The 16,745-nt window shown below is 69.9% G+C and carries 11 protein-coding genes; all 11 read right to left on the bottom strand.

Features of this window, described 5'->3' with window-relative positions; translation table 11 throughout:
* Window positions 1-57: 57 nt before the first annotated feature.
* The 11 genes from BMH31_RS10300 to BMH31_RS10250 all read right to left on the bottom strand — a co-directional run bounded on the left by BMH31_RS10300 (window position 58) and on the right by BMH31_RS10250 (window position 16,716).
* Window positions 58-582, bottom strand: a complete 525-nt coding sequence (locus BMH31_RS10300; protein ID WP_099722497.1) for a CinA family protein — start codon at window positions 580-582, stop codon at window positions 58-60.
* Window positions 579-1,187: a CDP-diacylglycerol--glycerol-3-phosphate 3-phosphatidyltransferase gene (gene pgsA, locus BMH31_RS10295; RefSeq protein ID WP_099722498.1), complete on the bottom strand. Its 609-nt coding sequence runs from the start codon at window positions 1,185-1,187 to the stop codon at window positions 579-581. The genes BMH31_RS10300 and pgsA overlap by 4 nt, the downstream gene beginning before the upstream one ends.
* 37 nt (window positions 1,188-1,224) lie before the next feature.
* Window positions 1,225-2,613: a hypothetical protein gene (locus tag BMH31_RS10290; RefSeq protein WP_099722499.1), complete on the bottom strand. Its 1,389-nt coding sequence runs from the start codon at window positions 2,611-2,613 to the stop codon at window positions 1,225-1,227.
* Window positions 2,614-2,762: 149 nt separating this feature from the next.
* Complete coding sequence (locus BMH31_RS10285; protein ID WP_099722500.1) at window positions 2,763-5,570, bottom strand: DNA translocase FtsK; 2,808 nt, start codon at window positions 5,568-5,570, stop codon at window positions 2,763-2,765.
* Between the two features lie 100 nt (window positions 5,571-5,670).
* Complete coding sequence (locus tag BMH31_RS10280) at window positions 5,671-9,033, bottom strand: SbcC/MukB-like Walker B domain-containing protein (protein WP_099722501.1); 3,363 nt, start codon at window positions 9,031-9,033, stop codon at window positions 5,671-5,673.
* On the bottom strand, window positions 9,030-9,755 hold the full coding sequence (locus tag BMH31_RS10275) for a DUF4194 domain-containing protein (protein ID WP_099722502.1): 726 nt from the start codon (window positions 9,753-9,755) through the stop codon (window positions 9,030-9,032). The genes BMH31_RS10280 and BMH31_RS10275 overlap by 4 nt, the downstream gene beginning before the upstream one ends.
* Window positions 9,748-11,241: a DUF3375 domain-containing protein gene (locus BMH31_RS10270; protein ID WP_099722503.1), complete on the bottom strand. Its 1,494-nt coding sequence runs from the start codon at window positions 11,239-11,241 to the stop codon at window positions 9,748-9,750. Before BMH31_RS10270 ends, BMH31_RS10275 begins: the two co-directional genes overlap by 8 nt.
* Window positions 11,242-11,249: 8 nt before the next feature.
* Window positions 11,250-12,299 (bottom strand): peptidoglycan bridge formation glycyltransferase FemA/FemB family protein, encoded by a 1,050-nt coding sequence (locus tag BMH31_RS10265; protein ID WP_099722504.1) that lies wholly within the window; start codon window positions 12,297-12,299, stop codon window positions 11,250-11,252.
* Window positions 12,296-13,912 (bottom strand): lipid II flippase MurJ, encoded by a 1,617-nt coding sequence (locus BMH31_RS10260; RefSeq protein ID WP_099722505.1) that lies wholly within the window; start codon window positions 13,910-13,912, stop codon window positions 12,296-12,298. Before BMH31_RS10260 ends, BMH31_RS10265 begins: the two co-directional genes overlap by 4 nt.
* The gene (locus tag BMH31_RS10255; protein WP_099722506.1) at window positions 13,912-15,033 is read right to left on the bottom strand and encodes a peptidoglycan bridge formation glycyltransferase FemA/FemB family protein; all 1,122 of its coding nucleotides are present in this window, start codon (window positions 15,031-15,033) and stop codon (window positions 13,912-13,914) included. The genes BMH31_RS10260 and BMH31_RS10255 overlap by 1 nt, the downstream gene beginning before the upstream one ends.
* 3 nt (window positions 15,034-15,036) lie before the next feature.
* Window positions 15,037-16,716 (bottom strand): ribonuclease J, encoded by a 1,680-nt coding sequence (locus BMH31_RS10250; protein WP_046454391.1) that lies wholly within the window; start codon window positions 16,714-16,716, stop codon window positions 15,037-15,039.
* Between the last annotated feature and the right edge of the window lie 29 nt (window positions 16,717-16,745).

Here is a 16,745-nt window from a genome sequence, read left to right as displayed (position 1 = left end):
AACCGGCGCGACTCCCCGACTATTCCTGAATATCACCTGAATATGAGCCGAGTCGACTCAAGTCATGGGGAATGCATCGTTCTCGGCTCGATCCCTCTCGCCCAGCAACGTGCCGAGCGCTTCGATCCCGGCGCGCACCGCGGCTTCCCGGATCTCGCCGCGATCCCCGTCGAGCCGCAGTCGCACGGCCCGCTCCCCTGCCGCCGAGCTCACTCCCAGCCACACCGTGCCGGCGGGCTGCCCGGTCTGCGGGTCCGCATCGGGCCCGGCCACGCCCGTGGTCGCGATACCGATCTCGGCAGGGCGGCCGTCGACCGCGCACGCCGAACGGACCCCGCGCGCCATCTGCTGCGCGACCTCGGAATCCACCGGTCCTCGCAGGCGCAGGAGTTCGGGATCCACCCCGAGCAGCGCGGCCTTCAGCGGCGTCGCGTAGGCGACCACGCCGCCGAGCACCACCGCCGATGCCCCGGGGACCGAGACGAGGGCGGAGCACAACCAGCCGCCCGTGAGCGATTCGGCGACGGCGATCCGCTGCCCGGAACGCCGGGCGGCCGCGATCACCTCCCCCGCATCGGTCATCGTTCCGCGCGTCCCTCCGCGGCCGCGTCGCGGCGCAGCCTCGCGAAGTTGACGACGTAGTCGATGCCGCTCGCGACCGTCAGGATCACTGCGATCGACATCGCGATGATGTTCACCACGTGCATCCAGGAGCCGAGCAGTTCGGGGAACGGGAAGATCGCGAGCGGGATCGCGACCGACTGCGCGACCGTCTTGAGCTTGCCCATCCACGCCGCCGCGACCACCACCTCGCGCGCCTCGAACAGGCGGTGGACGGTGATCCCGATCTCGCGGAGCAGCACCAGCGCGGTGATCCACCACGGGAGCTCGCCGAGGATCGAGAGGCAGACGAAGGCGCCTCCGGTGAGGAACTTGTCGGCGATGGGGTCGAGCAGCTTGCCGAGATCGGTGACGAGCCCGCGGGAACGGGCGAGATAGCCGTCCCACGCATCGGTGGCGATCGCGACCACGAAGAAGGCGCCGGCGGCCCAGCGCCAGGGCCCCATCTGCCCGTGGTCGGCGAGCAGCATCCAGATGAAGAACGGCGTCGCGAGGATCCGCGCCCCGGTGATGATGTTGGGCGCGTTCCAGTTCGACACGCGTTCGGGGGTGTCGCTTCCGCTCATTCCGTGGCTCCGCTCACTGACTGCTCCGCTGCGCGTCTCAGTAGTAGGTGATGGACAGCTTGCCGTCCTCGAACACCGGCCGGAAGATCAGCCGCGAGAAGTCGACGTCGAGCGTCTCCGAGCCTTCGCCGCCCCCGCTCGTCTTTCCGGTGAAAGTAGCCGTAGCGGCTCCCTTCTCCTTGAGTTCGTATGAGTACTGCTGGAGCTCGACCTTCGGGTAGGACTTCACCGATACCGTGGCCTTCTTCACGTCGTACACCTTCGACGGGTAGCCCGAGATGCCGCACTTGCGGACGGATGACAGATCGGTCACCGACTTGAGGCACTCATCGATGTGCGTCTTCAGCTGCGCGTCGATCTCGTCCGCCATCGCCTGCGACGGCACGAGCTTGGGGGTGTCCACCCCGGATACCCCTTCGCTGCCGATCTCGAAGACGAAGGGCTTGCTGAACTCGAAGTACTTGTTCGGCGGTTCGGCGGTGTAGACGCCGGGGTAGGCCTCGAGACTGAGATCGTTCGTGATGAGGCCGTCGTATCCCGGCAGCCGGTAGGCGTCGGCCCCGTTGGAACCGTAGACGCGCGGGAGTCGATCCGTCAGGCCGCGGGAGACGTACCAGCCCTTGTCGTCCTTGCGCAGTTCGAAGGTGCCCCGCACGGTCGATCCGTCGACCTTGTAGGTCGCCGAAGCGAGCGCCCGATCGTTGCTCTGGCTGATCGAGGTGAGTTCGTAGTCGGTCGCGTGCTTCGACTTGGCGTACGCGTCGGATTCGAGGACGGCGAGACGCTTGTCGCCGTCGACGCGGGCGATCTTGTTCGCCGCGGCGACCTTGCCGCTCGACAGCGAGGAGAGATAGTCGCTCGCGGTCCCCTTCGGACCGCCGGAGGAGATGACCACGACGAGCACGACGACGAGCGCGATGATCGCGAGGATCGCCGCGCTGCCGCCGATGATCAGCCAGAGGGCCCACTTCGGCAGCCCGCGCTTCACGGGCGGTGCACCGTGTGCGGGATACGGAGCACCGGGCACCCCGGGACCTCCGGGCGCACCGGGAGCGCCCGGCTGCGGGACCCACTGCTGCGCGGGGTCGCCGCCCTGCATCGGGGGAACCTGCGCAGCGGGAACCTGCATCGCAGGGTCCGGGATCGCGGGGGTCTGCGCGACCGGCGGCGCCCACTGTTGAGCGGGATCCACGACGGGCGGTGCCGGGGGCGCGGGAGCGGCCTGGTCCGAGACCGTGGGGGCGGCCCACTGCCGGATCGGATCCTGCTCGTCCGGTGCGGACGGGACGGGCCGGCCCGGGGCCGCCGCGGGCTCGGGCACGACCGGGGCGGCGGGGCCGGGTTGCGCCTCGGAGGGGTTCGGTTCGACCGGCTGCGGTTCGGGGACGGCGCCGTCGGGCGAACCCGGCTGATTCGTATCGCTCACGGTGGTCTCTCGCTCTCGGAGTGGGATCGTCGTCTCGACGCTAGCAGGGCGTGCGGGATTTCGGGCATCGCGTGCGATGCCCGCAGGCGCGAACGCGATGCCCGAGGCGCCGCCCGTGGCATCGCGTTCGCGTTCGCGGGAGGACCCGCTCAGTCTCGGCCCGTCAAGCTCCAGGCGTCTTCGTCGTCTTCGGCCTCGACCTCTTCGAGTCCGGCCTGGTGGCGTCCGATCGGATCGTCGTAGGGATCCGGCTCGGCGGCCTGCGGCGCCGCGGGCGGAGCCGCAGGAGGAACGGGGGCCGCCCCCGCGGGGGGCGCGTCGCCACGGAGCCGCGCGAGAACCTCGGGCAGCTGCTCGGGCGAAACGAGGACGTCGCGGGCCTTCGATCCCTCGGACGGGCCCACGATGTCGCGGGACTCCATCAGATCCATGAGGCGGCCGGCCTTCGCGAAGCCGACGCGGAGCTTGCGCTGCAGCATCGAGGTTGAGCCGAACTGCGAGGAGACCACGAGCTCGACCGCCGCGAGCAGCACCTCGAGGTCGTCGCCGATGTCCTCGTCGATCTCCTTCTTCTCGACCGTCTGCGCCACGTCGGCCCGGTACTCGGGCTGGGCCTGCGCCTTGACGTGCGCCACGACCTTCGCGATCTCGGACTCGTTGACCCAGGCGCCCTGCACGCGCATCGGCGTGGATTCGCCGTTGAGCAGCAGCAGGCCGTCGCCCTGGCCGATCAGTCGTTCAGCGCCGACCTCGTCGAGGATGACGCGGGAGTCGGTGCCGGAGGCCACGGCGAACGCGTACCGGCTGGGCACGTTCGACTTGATCACGCCGGTGACGACGTTGACCGACGGACGCTGGGTGGCGAGCACCAGGTGGATGCCCGCCGCGCGGGCGAGCTGGGTGATGCGCTGGATCGAGTCCTCGACGTCGCGCGGAGCGATGAGCATGAGGTCGGCGAGCTCGTCGACCACGACCAGCAGGTACGGGTAGGGCTTGAGCACGCGCTGGCTGCCCTCCGGCAGCACGATCGACCCGGATCGGACGGCCTCGTTGAAGTCGTCGATGTGACGGAACCCGAAGCTCGCCAGGTCGTCGTAGCGCATGTCCATCTCTTTCACGACCCACTGCAGCGCTTCGGCCGCCTTCTTGGGGTTGGTGATGATGGGGGTGATGAGGTGCGGCACGCCCTGGTAGACCGTGAGCTCCACGCGCTTGGGATCGACGAGCACCATGCGCACCTCGGCCGGAGTCGCGCGCATGAGCACGCTCGTGATCATCGAGTTGATGAAGCTCGATTTGCCGGAGCCCGTCGCGCCGGCGACGAGCAGGTGCGGCATCTTGGCGAGGTTGGCGACGACGAAGCCGCCCTTCACGTCCTTGCCCACCCCGATGGTCATCGGGTGGGTGCTGCGCTGGGCCTTCGCCGAGCGGAGCACGTCGCCGAGCGCCACGTTCTCGCGATCCTTGTTGGGGATCTCGATGCCGATCGCGCTCTTGCCGGGGATCGGCGAGAGGATGCGCACCTCGTTGGAGGCGACCGCGTAGGACAGGTTCTTGGAGAGCGCCGTGACCTTCTCGACCTTGACGCCGGGTCCGAGCTCGACCTCGTACTGCGTGACCGTCGGACCGCGCGAGAAGCCCGAGACGCGGGCGTCGACTTTGAACTCCTCGAACACACGGGCGATCGCGGCCATGATCTGGTCGTTGGCATCGGTGTGCGTTCGGGGTGCGTCGCCCGCGCTCAGCGTCCCCTGGTCGGGCAGCAGGTAGCTGGGGGCGACGGCCGGCACGTGCGGGGGCGCCACCGCGAACGGCGTCGTGGGCGCCGGGGCCGGAGTCTCGTCGGCCTGCCAGTCGGCGACGAAATCGCTCGGCGAGTCGTCGCCGAGCCCGGACGCCGCGGAGGCACCCGATGCCGCGACCGCGGCCTCGGCCTGGTCGAGCTCGTCGAAAAGCCCGGTCGGGAATCCGTCGTGCGCGTCCGCCGCGGGGATCTCGGTCGTCTCGCCGCCCGCGAACGCCGTGTCGAAGGCGTGCGTGCGGTCGTCGGTGCTCGGGGTGCCGTCGAGCACCTCGTCGATGGCCTGGGCGTCGCTCGAGTAGTCGGGATCCTCTTCGCGACCGGACGAGTTGCGCCGCCACCAGGGAAGTTCGCCGCCAGACGGGATCTCTTCTTCGATGTCGAAGAGCGTGTCGTCGTCGCGCGCCTTGCTCTTGCGCGAACGCTTGGGAGCGGACTCGATCGCGGTGTCCGCGGCGGGCTCCTTCTCGGGTGCGCCGAAGAGGTAGCGGTAGGCCTCCCCCATGCGGGCGCCGATGCGGGCCGGCGGAGTCTTCGTGATGATGAGCAGCGACAGCGCCGCGAGCAGCGACAGCACGGGCACGGCGACCCACAGCGTGAGGTACGACAGCGGTGCGCCCAGCATCCAGCCGAGCAGCCCGCCGGCGCTCGCGAGCGCGACCATGCCGTTCTTCGGCTGCGGCTGCCCGCCGAGCACGTGGCAGAGCGCGGCGATGCTGAGCACCGCCAGGCTGATGCCGATGGCGATGCGGCGGTTGTCGTGCACGCTCGACGGCTTGTTGAACAGCCAGAAGGCGAAGCCGATCATGACGATGGGGAGTCCGAAGGCGACCCGGCCGAAGAGCCCGCCGAAGCTCCACGCGTCGAGCTGGACGGCGACGGGATTGCCGATGAGGAACCACTCGACCACGGCGCCGGCGATCGAGAGCAGCACGAGCAGCAGCGGAATGCCGTCGCGCCGGTCCTCCGGAGCGATGGGCTCGATGCGGAAGGCGCGCGCGGCGCCGCCGACGACGTGCCCGAGGCCGCGCCAGGCGCGCGCGACGACGCCCTCGGTCTCGACGGGTTCCAGCACCGTGGTCTTCGCGGTTGCGCGCGAGCGGGATCCTGTGCTGGAGGACCCCGCTTTTCCGCGCGTCGAAGTCTTGCTGGCCATGCTTCGAGGGTACGTTCGACCACCGACTTTTCTGTGATGACGCTCCGAAACCGGCGGAAATCACGGCCGTCCACGGCGCGTCGCTACGCGTCGGGCGCGGTCAGGCCCCGTGCGGCAGACCCACCTTCGGCTTCGCCCAGGACCGCCCCTTCGTGTCCTTCAGAATGTCGTACTCGACGTCGACGTGCGGCTCGATCGCGCTGTACTTGTCGTTGGGCGCACCGATCACCAGCTGGAAGCCGAGCCCGCGCCAGGCGCCGATCGCACGGCGGGTGAAGTGGGCGTCGGCTTTGATCAGGGCCTCATCGAGGAACACGGGCGCGTAGCGCGGGCGCTCCGATCCGGCGTCGCCCAGCTGGTAGCGCAGCGCGGCGCCAACGATGAACGCGATGAGCTCCTGCGATTCGCCGCCCGACTTCTCGCCGATGTGGTCGTACAGCGCCGCGTGCTCCCCGGTGCCGGCGTGGATCTTCTCGGCGCTGATGCGTACGTGGTTGCGGACATCGATCAGATCGGCGAAGTCGGGGGCCGAACGACGGATCCGGCCGATGAGCCGGGCCATGCGCTCGTACGACTGCGCGCGCTCGGCATCGCTCGAGGCGGCGTCGATCAGTCCGCGCACGTCGCGCAGCTCCCGCCGGAACCGCCTGCGGGCCTCGGATTGATTCTCGCGGGCGATGATCTGCAGGCGGTGATCGTCGTCGTAGAACGGCAGGTCCTGCATGATCCGGTTCACGGGCTCGATCCGATCGCGGATCTCGCGCAGGGCGCGCCCCAGCGCGGAGTCGAGGTTGGTGAGGTCGTTGCCGGAGAGGTTCACGAGGCTGTCGCGCCACTCCGCTTCCAGTTCGTGCAGCCCGCTCGCCTCGAGCTCGGCGAGCAGGTGCTCGAAGTCGCCGATCGACGTGTCGGGATCGGCTCGGAGATTGGGGTTCGGCCAGCTCTCGAGGAACCCTTCGAGGGTGCGCCGCAGCGCGTCCCGCTGGTCCACGAGCGTGTCCTGCGCGGCGCGCTGGTCATCGATCAGGCGCTTGCCCGCGGCATCGAGCGCCGCGTCGAAGCGAAGCAGCGCATCGGCGCGGCTGGCGCCCTCCTCAGCCTCCGCCTCGGGACCCGCGAAGCGTGCGTCGAGGTAGGCCGCTTCGGCCTCCGAGAGCTCGGAACCGGCGTCCTCGGCCCGCTCGACCGCGATCTGCGCGGCGTCGACCTCGTCGGTGATGTCCGCCCAGCGCTCGGCGATCCGCTCCTGCACCCCCTTCGCCCGCCCGGTCTCCTGCTGCAGACGGGCGACCTTCTTGCGGGCCTCCGCGATCTGCTTCTGCAGGCCCGCGATCTCGGGGCTGCCCTCGGCCACCTCGCCGATGATCCGGGTCCACCGCTCGTGCTCCCGTTCGACCGAGGCGATGTCGACCCGGGACCAGTCGGTGTCGCGCACCTTGCCGTAGGCCTCGTGACGCGCGTCGAGCGCGTCGAGCGCCGCTGCCGCCCGGACCGCGTCCGCCTCCGCCGATTCCAGTTCCCGGGAGAGCACGGCGATGCGGTCGTCCAGTTCGGCGAGCCGCCCCGTGCTCGAGAACCCGAGCACGTTCGCGGTGCCGTGACCGCCGTGCGCGCCGCGGGAGCCCTGCGACATCTGTCCCGAGACGGTGATCGCGTTGGCATGGCGGGAGAGTTCCGCGGCCGAGTCCACGCAGACGAAGTCGAAACGCTGCGCGAGCCGATCCTGCAGCCAACCGGTGAACGCCGTCTCCCGGTAGTCGAGCCGGCCGGGCAGGGTTCGCGGATCCAGCCCCGCGGCGATCTGCAGCCCCGTGTGCGCACCCTCGTAGCGCACACGTACGCGGGAGCGTACGGCGTCGATGGCGGTGCGGAAGCGAGCGAGGTGCTCGGCGTCGATCAGCAGCGTCGTCGCGAAGCCGCCGAGCGCGAGGTTGAATGCTCCGCGCCACGGCTCGAACTCGGTGCGGAGCTCGATCAGCTCGCCGACGAACGGCAGCTCGTCGACGCTGAGCCCCGCGGCGTCGGCGAGCGCTTCCCGCGCCTCGTGCAGCGCGATCGGGATGCTGTCGCTGCGTCCTTCCGCCGCGCTCCGCTCCCCTCGCGCCGCGAGCAGCTCGCGCTCGAGCCGGGAAGCGCTCCCCCGCGCGTCCGCATAGGCCTCACGAGCCATCGCCTTGGCGTTCGGATCGCCGAGCGCGGCGCGAGCGGCCTCGGTGAGCGCGGCGAATTCCGTCTCGGTGCCGACCTCGACGCCGAGGACCGCGAGGACCCCGTCGAAGCGCTCGCGCTCCTGACGCACCGCGGCCAGGCGCTGCTCGATCCCCCGCAGCTCGCGCTCGGCGGTCTCGAGCCGATCGCCACCGGCGTTGCGCAGCACCTCGAGCAGGCCGTCGCGCTCCGATTCCGCCGCGTCGGCGAGCGTCTGCTGGACGCGCACCGCGTCGTCGGCTTCACGCTTCTGCGCCTGCAGCTCGGCCTCGACCGAGCGCAGCAGCTCGAGCCGGTGCTCCGCGCGCCAGAGCGAGGCCAGCGATGCGGGGTCCGAGAACCTGCCGACGGCATCGATCAGGCGCAGGCGCTCCGCCGATTCCTCGATGCGGGCGCGCATGTCCCGGATCGGCCTGAGCGCGCGCACCTGCTTCTGCGCGGTCACCATCCGGCCGCGCGTGCTCTCGAGCTCGTCGAAGTGGCTGACTACCGCATCCGCGATGGCCAGCGTCTCGGGCTCCTCGAGCACCATTCGCTTGTAGAGCTCGTCGACGGTGGTGATCTGCTGTCCGGCCTGGATCCGGGCGAGCAGGCTCATCGCCTTCGATCCGGCCCCGGCGGCCCCGATGCCGAGCACCGAGTGGAGCCGCGCCGAGAACTCGCGATCGGTCGCGACGGTCTCGAGGCCGGCCGCGCGGACCGACGCGTCAGAGAGCCGCTGGCCCGCCGCGGATTCGAGCGCGCTCAGGTCGAACGGGCCGTCGACGGTCGCGCGCACCCGCACGGTGTCTTCGAGGGTGCGCGCGGTCGCGGGGATGTACCAGGCGCGCACTGCGGTGAAGCGCGATCCGTCGTGGTCGAGCCAGGTCGCGGCGATCGCGGTCCAGGTGTCGGTGCCGTCGCCGCGGAGCACGCGCACCCTGGTGCCCTCCTCCGTGCGCGACTCGTCGATCTTGCCGCGACCGTACGAGAGGATGTTGCGCTGCTCCTCGCCGCGCGGCCGCCCCGAGACGCCGCCGTTGGAGGCGCCGTTGAACGGCGTGGTGTGCGGCATCATGAGCGCGATGTAGGCGTCCATGAGCGTGGACTTGCCGGAACCGGATCCGCCGCACAGCAGCGTCGCCGTCGGCGAGAAACGGACGCGGTGCGCCCCGTCGTATCCGCCCCAGTTCACGAGCTGGAGCTCATCGGCGATCCACTGCTGGCCGCGCGAGGCGGCGGGGATCAGCCCGAAGAGGGTGTCGAGCATGGTCACAGCGCCTGCTCCTCTCGGTCGATGCCGGCGGTCGGTTCGGGATCGGGGTCCGGAGCTGCTCCGCTCCCCGCCTCGGCGTCCTGAGCCGCGGGGTGCCCACCGCGTTCGCGCAGCCAGTCGCTGAGCTCGCGGAGCTGTTCGGCGCCGAGCACGATCTCGACGAGCGAGCTGATGCGGTACCGCCCCTCGGATTCCTCCTCGACGATGCCCTCCTGCCGGAGGCGAGCGAGCGCTGCACGCACGGCCTTCTGGCGCCGCGCCTGATCCCCGTCGACCTCCGCGAAGTAGCTCAGCACGGTCTGCTCGACCTCTTCGATGTCGACGCGCGCCGACGCCTCACCCGCGGTCGATTCCCGCTGGTAGACGGTGCGGAGGTAGACGAGCACGAGCGTCTCGGCGCGCGTGTAGGCCTCGTCGCGGAGCAGGATCGGCACGTCGAGCTCGTCAGAGCGGATCTGCTGCTTGTAGGCGACACCGCGGCCCGAGTCGACCACGAGGTCGACGAACAGGTCGTGCAGGCGCGACTCGATCACCGACTGGTTCTCGAGCAGCACATTCCAGTCGTCGCGGTTGCGCGCGGCGAGCAGGAAGCGGCGCTGGAGCAGACGCACCAGCACGCGGCGCACCTCGGGATCGAGGACTCCGTGGTCGCCCGGGAAGTACTCACCGGGATCCGCCTCCATGGGAACGGGGGCGACGAACGGTTCGACGGTTTCAGTCATCTTCGCCTTCTTCGGGTACGGCGGATTCTGTGCGGATTCCGGCGGTGACGGAGCCGAAGGCGAACCTGCGGCTCGTCCCGTCGGGTCGGAGCGCTTCGACGACCGAGACCTCGTCGCCCTCGCTCATGCCGGTGCGGTGCGCGATCTCGAGCAGGCCGAGCAGGTCGACCGGTCGGCGCTCGGCATCGGGAGCGCCTGCGAACGCGTCGGCGAGGTCGAAGCGATCGCCGAGCCCGGCGACGTAGGCTTCCAGCTCGGTGTATCGGGGACCGCCCCAGGCTCGGGTGTCGACGTCCTCGAACTCCGCCGCACTTTCGGCCTCCCTCAGCGGCGCGGGCGCTGCGGGCGGCCGGATGTCGCTGAGCGTCTGCCGCAGGTGGCCGACGCCCGCGACGGGGAACCCGCGCAAGGGTTCCACGCGATCGCCGGCCTTCGCATCCCGAGTCCAGTTCTGCAGCCCCGACATCACGCTGCGCAGCAGCTCGTCGACCTCTCGGTCGCGCGCCGGATCGTGCGTGCGCACCTGCGCGGTGATCACGTGCGACGCGCGGCGCTGCGCGGTGAGCACCTCCTGCACCCCCTGCTCGACCCGCTTCGCGATCGCGTCGAGGTCGCTGCGCTGCTCGGCGTCCATGAGCCGTGAGAAGGGCTGCGCGAGCAGGGTGCGCAGCTGGTCCGTCAGGTGATCGATGCGTTCGGGATCGCCGATGAGCCGCAGCGCGCCCGCGAAGGCGCGACCTTCGGGAGTGGCCTGCATGACGTGCTGACCGCGCTGCAGATACTCGCGAAGCACCTCGCCCGCGGGCCGCACGTCGCGTCGCAGGTCGGCGACGACGTCGCGCTGCATCGCGTTGATCGACTCGGCCACGCGCGAGAAGTCGGCCGGCAGCTCGCGCGCGAGGTGCAGCACGTTCTCGGCCTCCTCGAGCAGCAGCTCGTCGTCGGCGGGTTCGGGCGCCCCGTGCTCTTCGAGGCGCGCGAGCTCGGCGTCGATCGCCGCGCGATCTGAGAGGAGCCGTGCGCGCCGCTCCTCGGGATCCGGCTCGGCGTCCTGCGCAAGCTGCTCGATCGTCTCGAGCAGGGTGCGCACGCGCGAGCGCGAGACCCGCGAACGCCCGCCGCCCGCGCGACCCGCGATCTCGAGCGCGCCGACGGCCTGCGCCGACAGCCGGTACACCTCGACGTCGTCCACGATCTGCGGCACGAGCCAGCCGACGCGCACCCAGTAGCGGCAGATCTCACGGCCCGAGCCCGCGGGCAGGCCGCGTTCCCGTCCGTCGCGATCGGCGGCGCGCAGCTCGTCGACGATCTCGCCGACCTCGACGTGCGCGTCCGAGACGGCGACCGTCGGACGATCCGCGGTGAAGACGAGCGAGAGCGCGGCGATCACGAACGGCGCGTACCGACCGTGCAGCAGATCGAGCGTCGGGTTCTTGAACGCCCCGATCGCTCGCTGGTACGCGGCCTCCGCCCTGCTGTGTCCCATCCCCGCGATCAGCGTCGCCGGAGCTTGCGCACGACCGACTTCGCGAGCGGCAGGCCGCGGGTCCAGATGCCGTAGCCGAACATCGGACGGTCCCAGGTGCCCGCGAGCAGGTTCTCGTGCGATGAGAATCCGGTCTTGAAGGTGGTCACGCCGTCGTTGATGAGGCCGCCGAAGTCGTAGCGCTCCACCCCGCGGGCCTTCATCTCGCGGATCGCGTTCCACTTGAGCGCGTAGTTGGCGCGCAGTCGCTGACCGGTCTCGTCCATGCCGCCGTAGAGCTCGAACGAGGTGCGCCCGCTGACCGCGAGGAACAGGAACGCGACGGGCTTGCCGTCGACGTAGCTGGCCCAGATCGGCGCGTGCTCGCCGAGCATGGTGCGGGCGTCGTGGTAGTAGGAGTCCTCGTGCAGGCCGAAATCGGCGCGCGCGCTGGTCGCGCGGTAGACCTCGAGGCACTCCTCGAGCTGCTCGGCGGTCTCGACGCGGCGGATCTCGAGCGACTCCTCGCGCTCGGACTTGCGCACGTACTGGCGGTGCTTCTTCGACATGTCGCCCATGAGCTCGTCCTCGCTGCGCGTGAGGTCGAGGATCAGCGTGCGTGCGGGAAGCACCGTCGTCTCGGCGCGGCGCCAGGCGTCGGACAGCGGGAACCGGCCGTCGTCCTCGTCGGGCTCGATCGAGACCGCCACCGCGCGACGTGTGCGGCGCACGTAGTCGGCGACGGCGTCAGCGACCGCGCCGGGCGCCGGATCCTGCGCCGGTGCGCCGGCCGACCCGGGAGTCGCACCCTCGATCTCGGCGGCCTTCGAGCCGCGCGCGAGCACCGGGCCGCGCGGGGCGTACACGAAGCCGCCCAGCGGCCAGGGCAGCTTGCGGGTGAGGAGCTGGCAGGCCCCGACCGTCTCGCCGTCGCGGGTCACGAGGACGCGCTCCGCCGACCAGCGGTGCGCGGACTTCAGCTCGCCCCAGCCCCAGAGCTGGAGCGGATGCCCGCCGAGGTCGATGACGGTCCGATCCCAGAGCTCCGGATCGGTGCAGGGGGTGACGGTGAGGGTCACGAACGGTTCCTTCCGAGCTTGCGGGAGACGAATGCGGTGAGTTCTGTGAGATCCGGTGACTTCAGGATGCGGAGGACCCCGATGTAGACCGCGGTCACGACGAGCGCATCGAGGATCGCGAGGCCGACCGCGGCGAACACGCCGTACCCCGGGAACACGAGGCCGAACACGAGTGTGAGCCCGAAGCCGACGAGGAGCGCGGGGATTCCGGCGAGCGTGTAGAAGAGCAGGCTGGCGAGGATCCGGGAGCCGTCGATGTGCCCGAGACGTTTGCGCAGGAGGAACACGGCGAGCAGCGCCTGGACGACCGTCGTGAACCCGAAGATGAGGCCGTAGGCCGGGCCGACCCACGCCTTCGGCAGCACGAGCAGGCAGAGCGAGAGCACCACGAGCAGACCGATCTGCACCGAGGTGAAGATGAACGGCGTCCGGGTGTCGGAGAGCGCGTAGAACGCGCGCTGCACGATGAACAGGAAACTGTACGCGGCGAGGCCCACCATGTAGCACTGCAGCACGAGGGTGAACGTGTAGATCTGGTCGGGGTTGCCGGCGAAGTTGAACACGCGGCTCACGAACGGCGCTGCGGCGAAGATCATCACCGAGGCGAGCACCATCACGAGCAGGATCTGCCGCGCGGAGGCCGAGAAGTCGAGCAGGAACTCGGTCATGCGACCGTTCTGCCCCCACCCCGCCAACCGGGTGAAATACGCGGTCGCCAACGAGACGGCGATCACCGAGTGCGGGAGCATGAAGATCAGCCACGCGTTCTGCATCGCGAGCGCCGAGGCGCCAGCGCCCGACGCGGTGTTGATGACGTTCTGGGTCACAATACCGCCGAGCTGCATGACGACGATGGTCGCGAGGCTCCAGCCTGCGATGCGGCCGGTCTGGCCGAGCCCCATCCCGCGCCACTTGAAGTCCGGACGGAAACGGATTCCGGCCTTGCGCCAGGAGACGAACAGCACGACCGACTGGAGGATCACACCGAGCGTGGCGCTTCCTGCGAGCACCGCGATCGCGCCCGCGCTCCAGTCCCCCGGAGTGCGGGTACCGGTGGAGTCAGCACCGTACATGGCGATGAACACGATGATGCCCGCGATCGCGATGACGTTGTTGAGCACGGGCGCCCAGGTGAAGGGACCGAAGACGCTGCGGGCGTTCAGCACCTCGCCCAGGATCGTGTAGAGACCGTAGAAGATGATCTGCGGCAGCGCCCAGTAGGCGAATGCCAGGGCGAGACCCCGTTGATCCGCTCCCCACTCGATCGTGAAGATCCACACGATCGCCGGTGCCGCGAGCATGACCAGCACGGTCACCGCCGTCAGCGCGCTCATCACCAGCGTGAGCACCTTGTTGATGTACCCGGCACCGCCGTCGGGATCCTTCGCCGCCTTCACGATCTGCGGCACGAGCACGGCGTTGAGCATGCCGCCGAGCAGGATCATGTAGAGCGTGTTCGGCAGCAGGTTGCCGTTGGCGAACGCGTCACCGGACACCGAGGGAGCCTGCCCGATCGCGTAGACCAGCAGCATCGCCTTCGCGAAACCCAGCACCCGGGAGACCATGGTCCCCGAGGCCATCACTGCGCTCGCGCGCGCCAGAGAGCCGGCCATCAGTAGTACGGGTCCTTCTGCACGGTGAGCGAGAGACGGCGCGCGATGCGGTCGCCGATCTTCGCCCAGACGGAGAACTTGCTCGCGCTCAGCGGCAGATCCCACGCACCCGCGTGGTCGATGATCTGCGGCGCGAAGCTCGTCTTGAACTGGCCGACGCCGTGCAGCGGATGCGCGGTATCGGAGGCCTGGCTCGAGGGCGGGGCACCGCACAGGTCGTGGGTGACCGCGCCGCGCTCGAGGGCCCAACGCAGAACCTCCCACTGCAGCGCGTGCGATGCGCCGTAAGCGGTCTTCGCGCGCACCGAGGCGCCGTCCTTGTAGGTCGTCTTGGAACCGAGGCCCATGGCGAACGCGCCCGCGACGAGCGCGCCGTCGCGGTAGGCGAAGAACAGCTGACCGTCGCCGGCGCGCTCGAAGCGCTGCCAGAACGTTCGGTAGTAGTCGGCGCTGCGCAGCACGAAACGCCCCTCGGCCGTTTCTTCGAGCAGCCGGAAGAACGCCGCGCAGTTCGCATCGCTCGCCGGCACGCGCTCGACGGTGATCCCGTCGCGTGCGGCCTTCTTGATGGCGTAGCGGGCCTTCTTGCCGAGGCTGGCGAAGAGCTCGTCCTCGGTGCGCGGCTCGGCGCCGCTCCCCCGCACATCGACGATGATCGTCGAGGGGTTCGGGATGATGCGGGCCGTCGGGACGGCACCGAGCGCGCGAATGGCGCGCTCGGCCTCGTCGCTCGCGACGACGCGTGGCTCGATCTTGAGCAGGAACGCGCCGTTCGCACGCGCGAAGTCGGCGATGGCGCGGGTCGCGCGCGCGAACGCCTCGGGATCCTGCCCCGCGGCGTCGAGTGCGGCCGGCCCGGCCGGCACGTGCCACCACTCGCCGAGCAGCGGGGCACGCTTGGCGAGCACGCCGACGGCGACCGCGGTGTGATCCTCGTCGCCGAGCTCGACGATCAGCCGGTGCACGCGGTAGCGGCCGGCCTCGCGCTTCTGCTCGAGGTAGGCATCGCCCTGCCAGACCTCGCCGCCGTCGGGGTTCGCCGCGATGAGCGCGTCCCAGCGGGCGCGCTCATCGTCCGTCGCGAACCGCACGGCGGCGACGGGCCGGGCTTCGACCGACACCGGTCAGACCACCACCACGACGGGGACGATCATCGACTTGCGGCGCAGCTTCGTGCCGACCCAGCGGCCGATGGTGCGGCGGACGACCTGCTGCAAGGCGTGCTGATCGGTCGTTCCGCCCTTCATCGCCTCTTCGAGCGCGTCGGCGATCTTCGGCTTGATGGCATCGAACACCTTGTCGTCCTCGGCCACGCCCTTGGCGTGGATCTCGGGACCCGACACGATCTGGCCGAGGCTCGTCTCGACGACCGTGATCACCGAGATGAAGCCCTCTTCCGCCAGCGTGCGACGATCGCGCAGATCGTCGTCGGTGACCCGGCCGACGCTCTTGCCGTCGACGTAGATGAAGTCGATCTCGAGCTGACCGACGACGCGGGCGACACCGTCGACCAGGTCGACCACGGTGCCGTTCTCGCCGATGATGGTGCGGTTCTGCGGCACGCCCGTCTCGATCGCGACGCCGGCGTTCGCCACGAGGTGGCGGTACTCGCCGTGGATCGGCATGACGTTCTTCGGGCGGACGATGTTGTAGCAGTACATGAGCTCGCCGGCAGCGGCGTGGCCCGAGACGTGCACCTTGGCGTTGCCCTTGTGCACGACGTTCGCGCCGAGCTTCATGAGGCCGTTGATCACTCGGTAGACCGAGTTCTCGTTGCCCGGGATCAGGCTCGACGCCAGGATCACGGTGTCGCCCTGACCGATCTCGACCTGGTGCTCCTGGTTCGCCATGCGGCTCAGGACCGCCATGGGCTCGCCCTGCGAACCGGTCGACATGTAGACGATGCGGTGATCGGGGATGTCGCCGCTCTTCTTGAGGTCGACGAGCACGCCCTCGGGCACCTCGAGGTAACCGAGGTCCGACGCGATCTTCATGTTGCGGACCATCGAGCGGCCGAGCAGCACGACGCGGCGGCCGGCCTTCTGCGCGGCGTCGAGCACCTGCTGCACGCGGTGCACGTGGCTCGAGAAGCTCGCCACCACGACCTTGCCGCGGGCCTTCTCGATGACGCGCTCGAGCACGGGACCGATGTCCTTCTCGAGCGGGGTGAAGCCCGGGACCTCGGCGTTGGTCGAGTCCGTCATGAACAGATCGACGCCCTCCTCGCCCAGGCGGGCGAAGGCGCGTAGATCGGTGATGCGGCCGTCGAGCGGCAGCTGATCCATTTTGAAGTCGCCCGTGCCGATCACGAGACCGGCCTCGGTGCGGATCGCGACCGCGAGCGCATCGGGGATCGAGTGGTTCACCGCGATGAATTCGAGGTCGAACGGACCGAACTTCACGCGGTCGCCCTCGGCGACCTGACGCAGCTCGGGCGTGATCCGGTGCTCCTTGAGCTTCGCCGAGATGAACGCGAGCGTGAGCTTCGACCCGACCAACGGGATGTTCGGGCGACGCTTCAGCAGGTAGGGCACACCGCCGATGTGATCCTCGTGACCGTGCGTGAGCACGACCGCGACGATGTCGTTCAGGCGGTTCTCGATCTGCGAGATATCGGGCAGGATCAGGTCGACGCCCGGCTGGTGCTCCTCAGGGAAGAGCACGCCGCAGTCCACGATCAGCAGCTTGCCGTTGATCTCGTAGACCGTCATGTTGCGGCCGACCTCGCCGAGGCCGCCCAGCGGGGTGATGCGAAGGGTGCCGTTCTTGAGCTTCGGCGGAGCATACGGGGTGGTGACGGGCACACAGCCTCCTGGTCAGGGCCCCGATCCTT

The sequence above is a fragment of the Leucobacter sp. OLIS6 genome (assembly GCF_002752355.1).
Lineage (GTDB): Bacteria > Actinomycetota > Actinomycetes > Actinomycetales > Microbacteriaceae > Leucobacter.
Note: the sequence above shows the minus strand (reverse complement) of the source record. Positions and strands in the feature narration are given on the sequence as shown.

Bases quoted from the DNA above. Each gene is read 5' to 3' on its own strand.
- BMH31_RS10270 (WP_099722503.1), bottom strand. From the start codon at position 11,241: ATGGGACACAGCAGGGCGGAGGCCGCGTACCAGCGAGCGATCGGGGCG.
- BMH31_RS10275 (WP_099722502.1), bottom strand. From the start codon at position 9,755: ATGACTGAAACCGTCGAACCGTTCGTCGCCCCCGTTCCCATGGAGGCG.
- BMH31_RS10260 (WP_099722505.1), bottom strand. From the start codon at position 13,912: ATGGCCGGCTCTCTGGCGCGCGCGAGCGCAGTGATGGCCTCGGGGACC.
- BMH31_RS10300 (WP_099722497.1), bottom strand. From the start codon at position 582: ATGACCGATGCGGGGGAGGTGATCGCGGCCGCCCGGCGTTCCGGGCAG.
- BMH31_RS10285 (WP_099722500.1), bottom strand. From the start codon at position 5,570: ATGGCCAGCAAGACTTCGACGCGCGGAAAAGCGGGGTCCTCCAGCACA.
- pgsA (WP_099722498.1), bottom strand. From the start codon at position 1,187: ATGAGCGGAAGCGACACCCCCGAACGCGTGTCGAACTGGAACGCGCCC.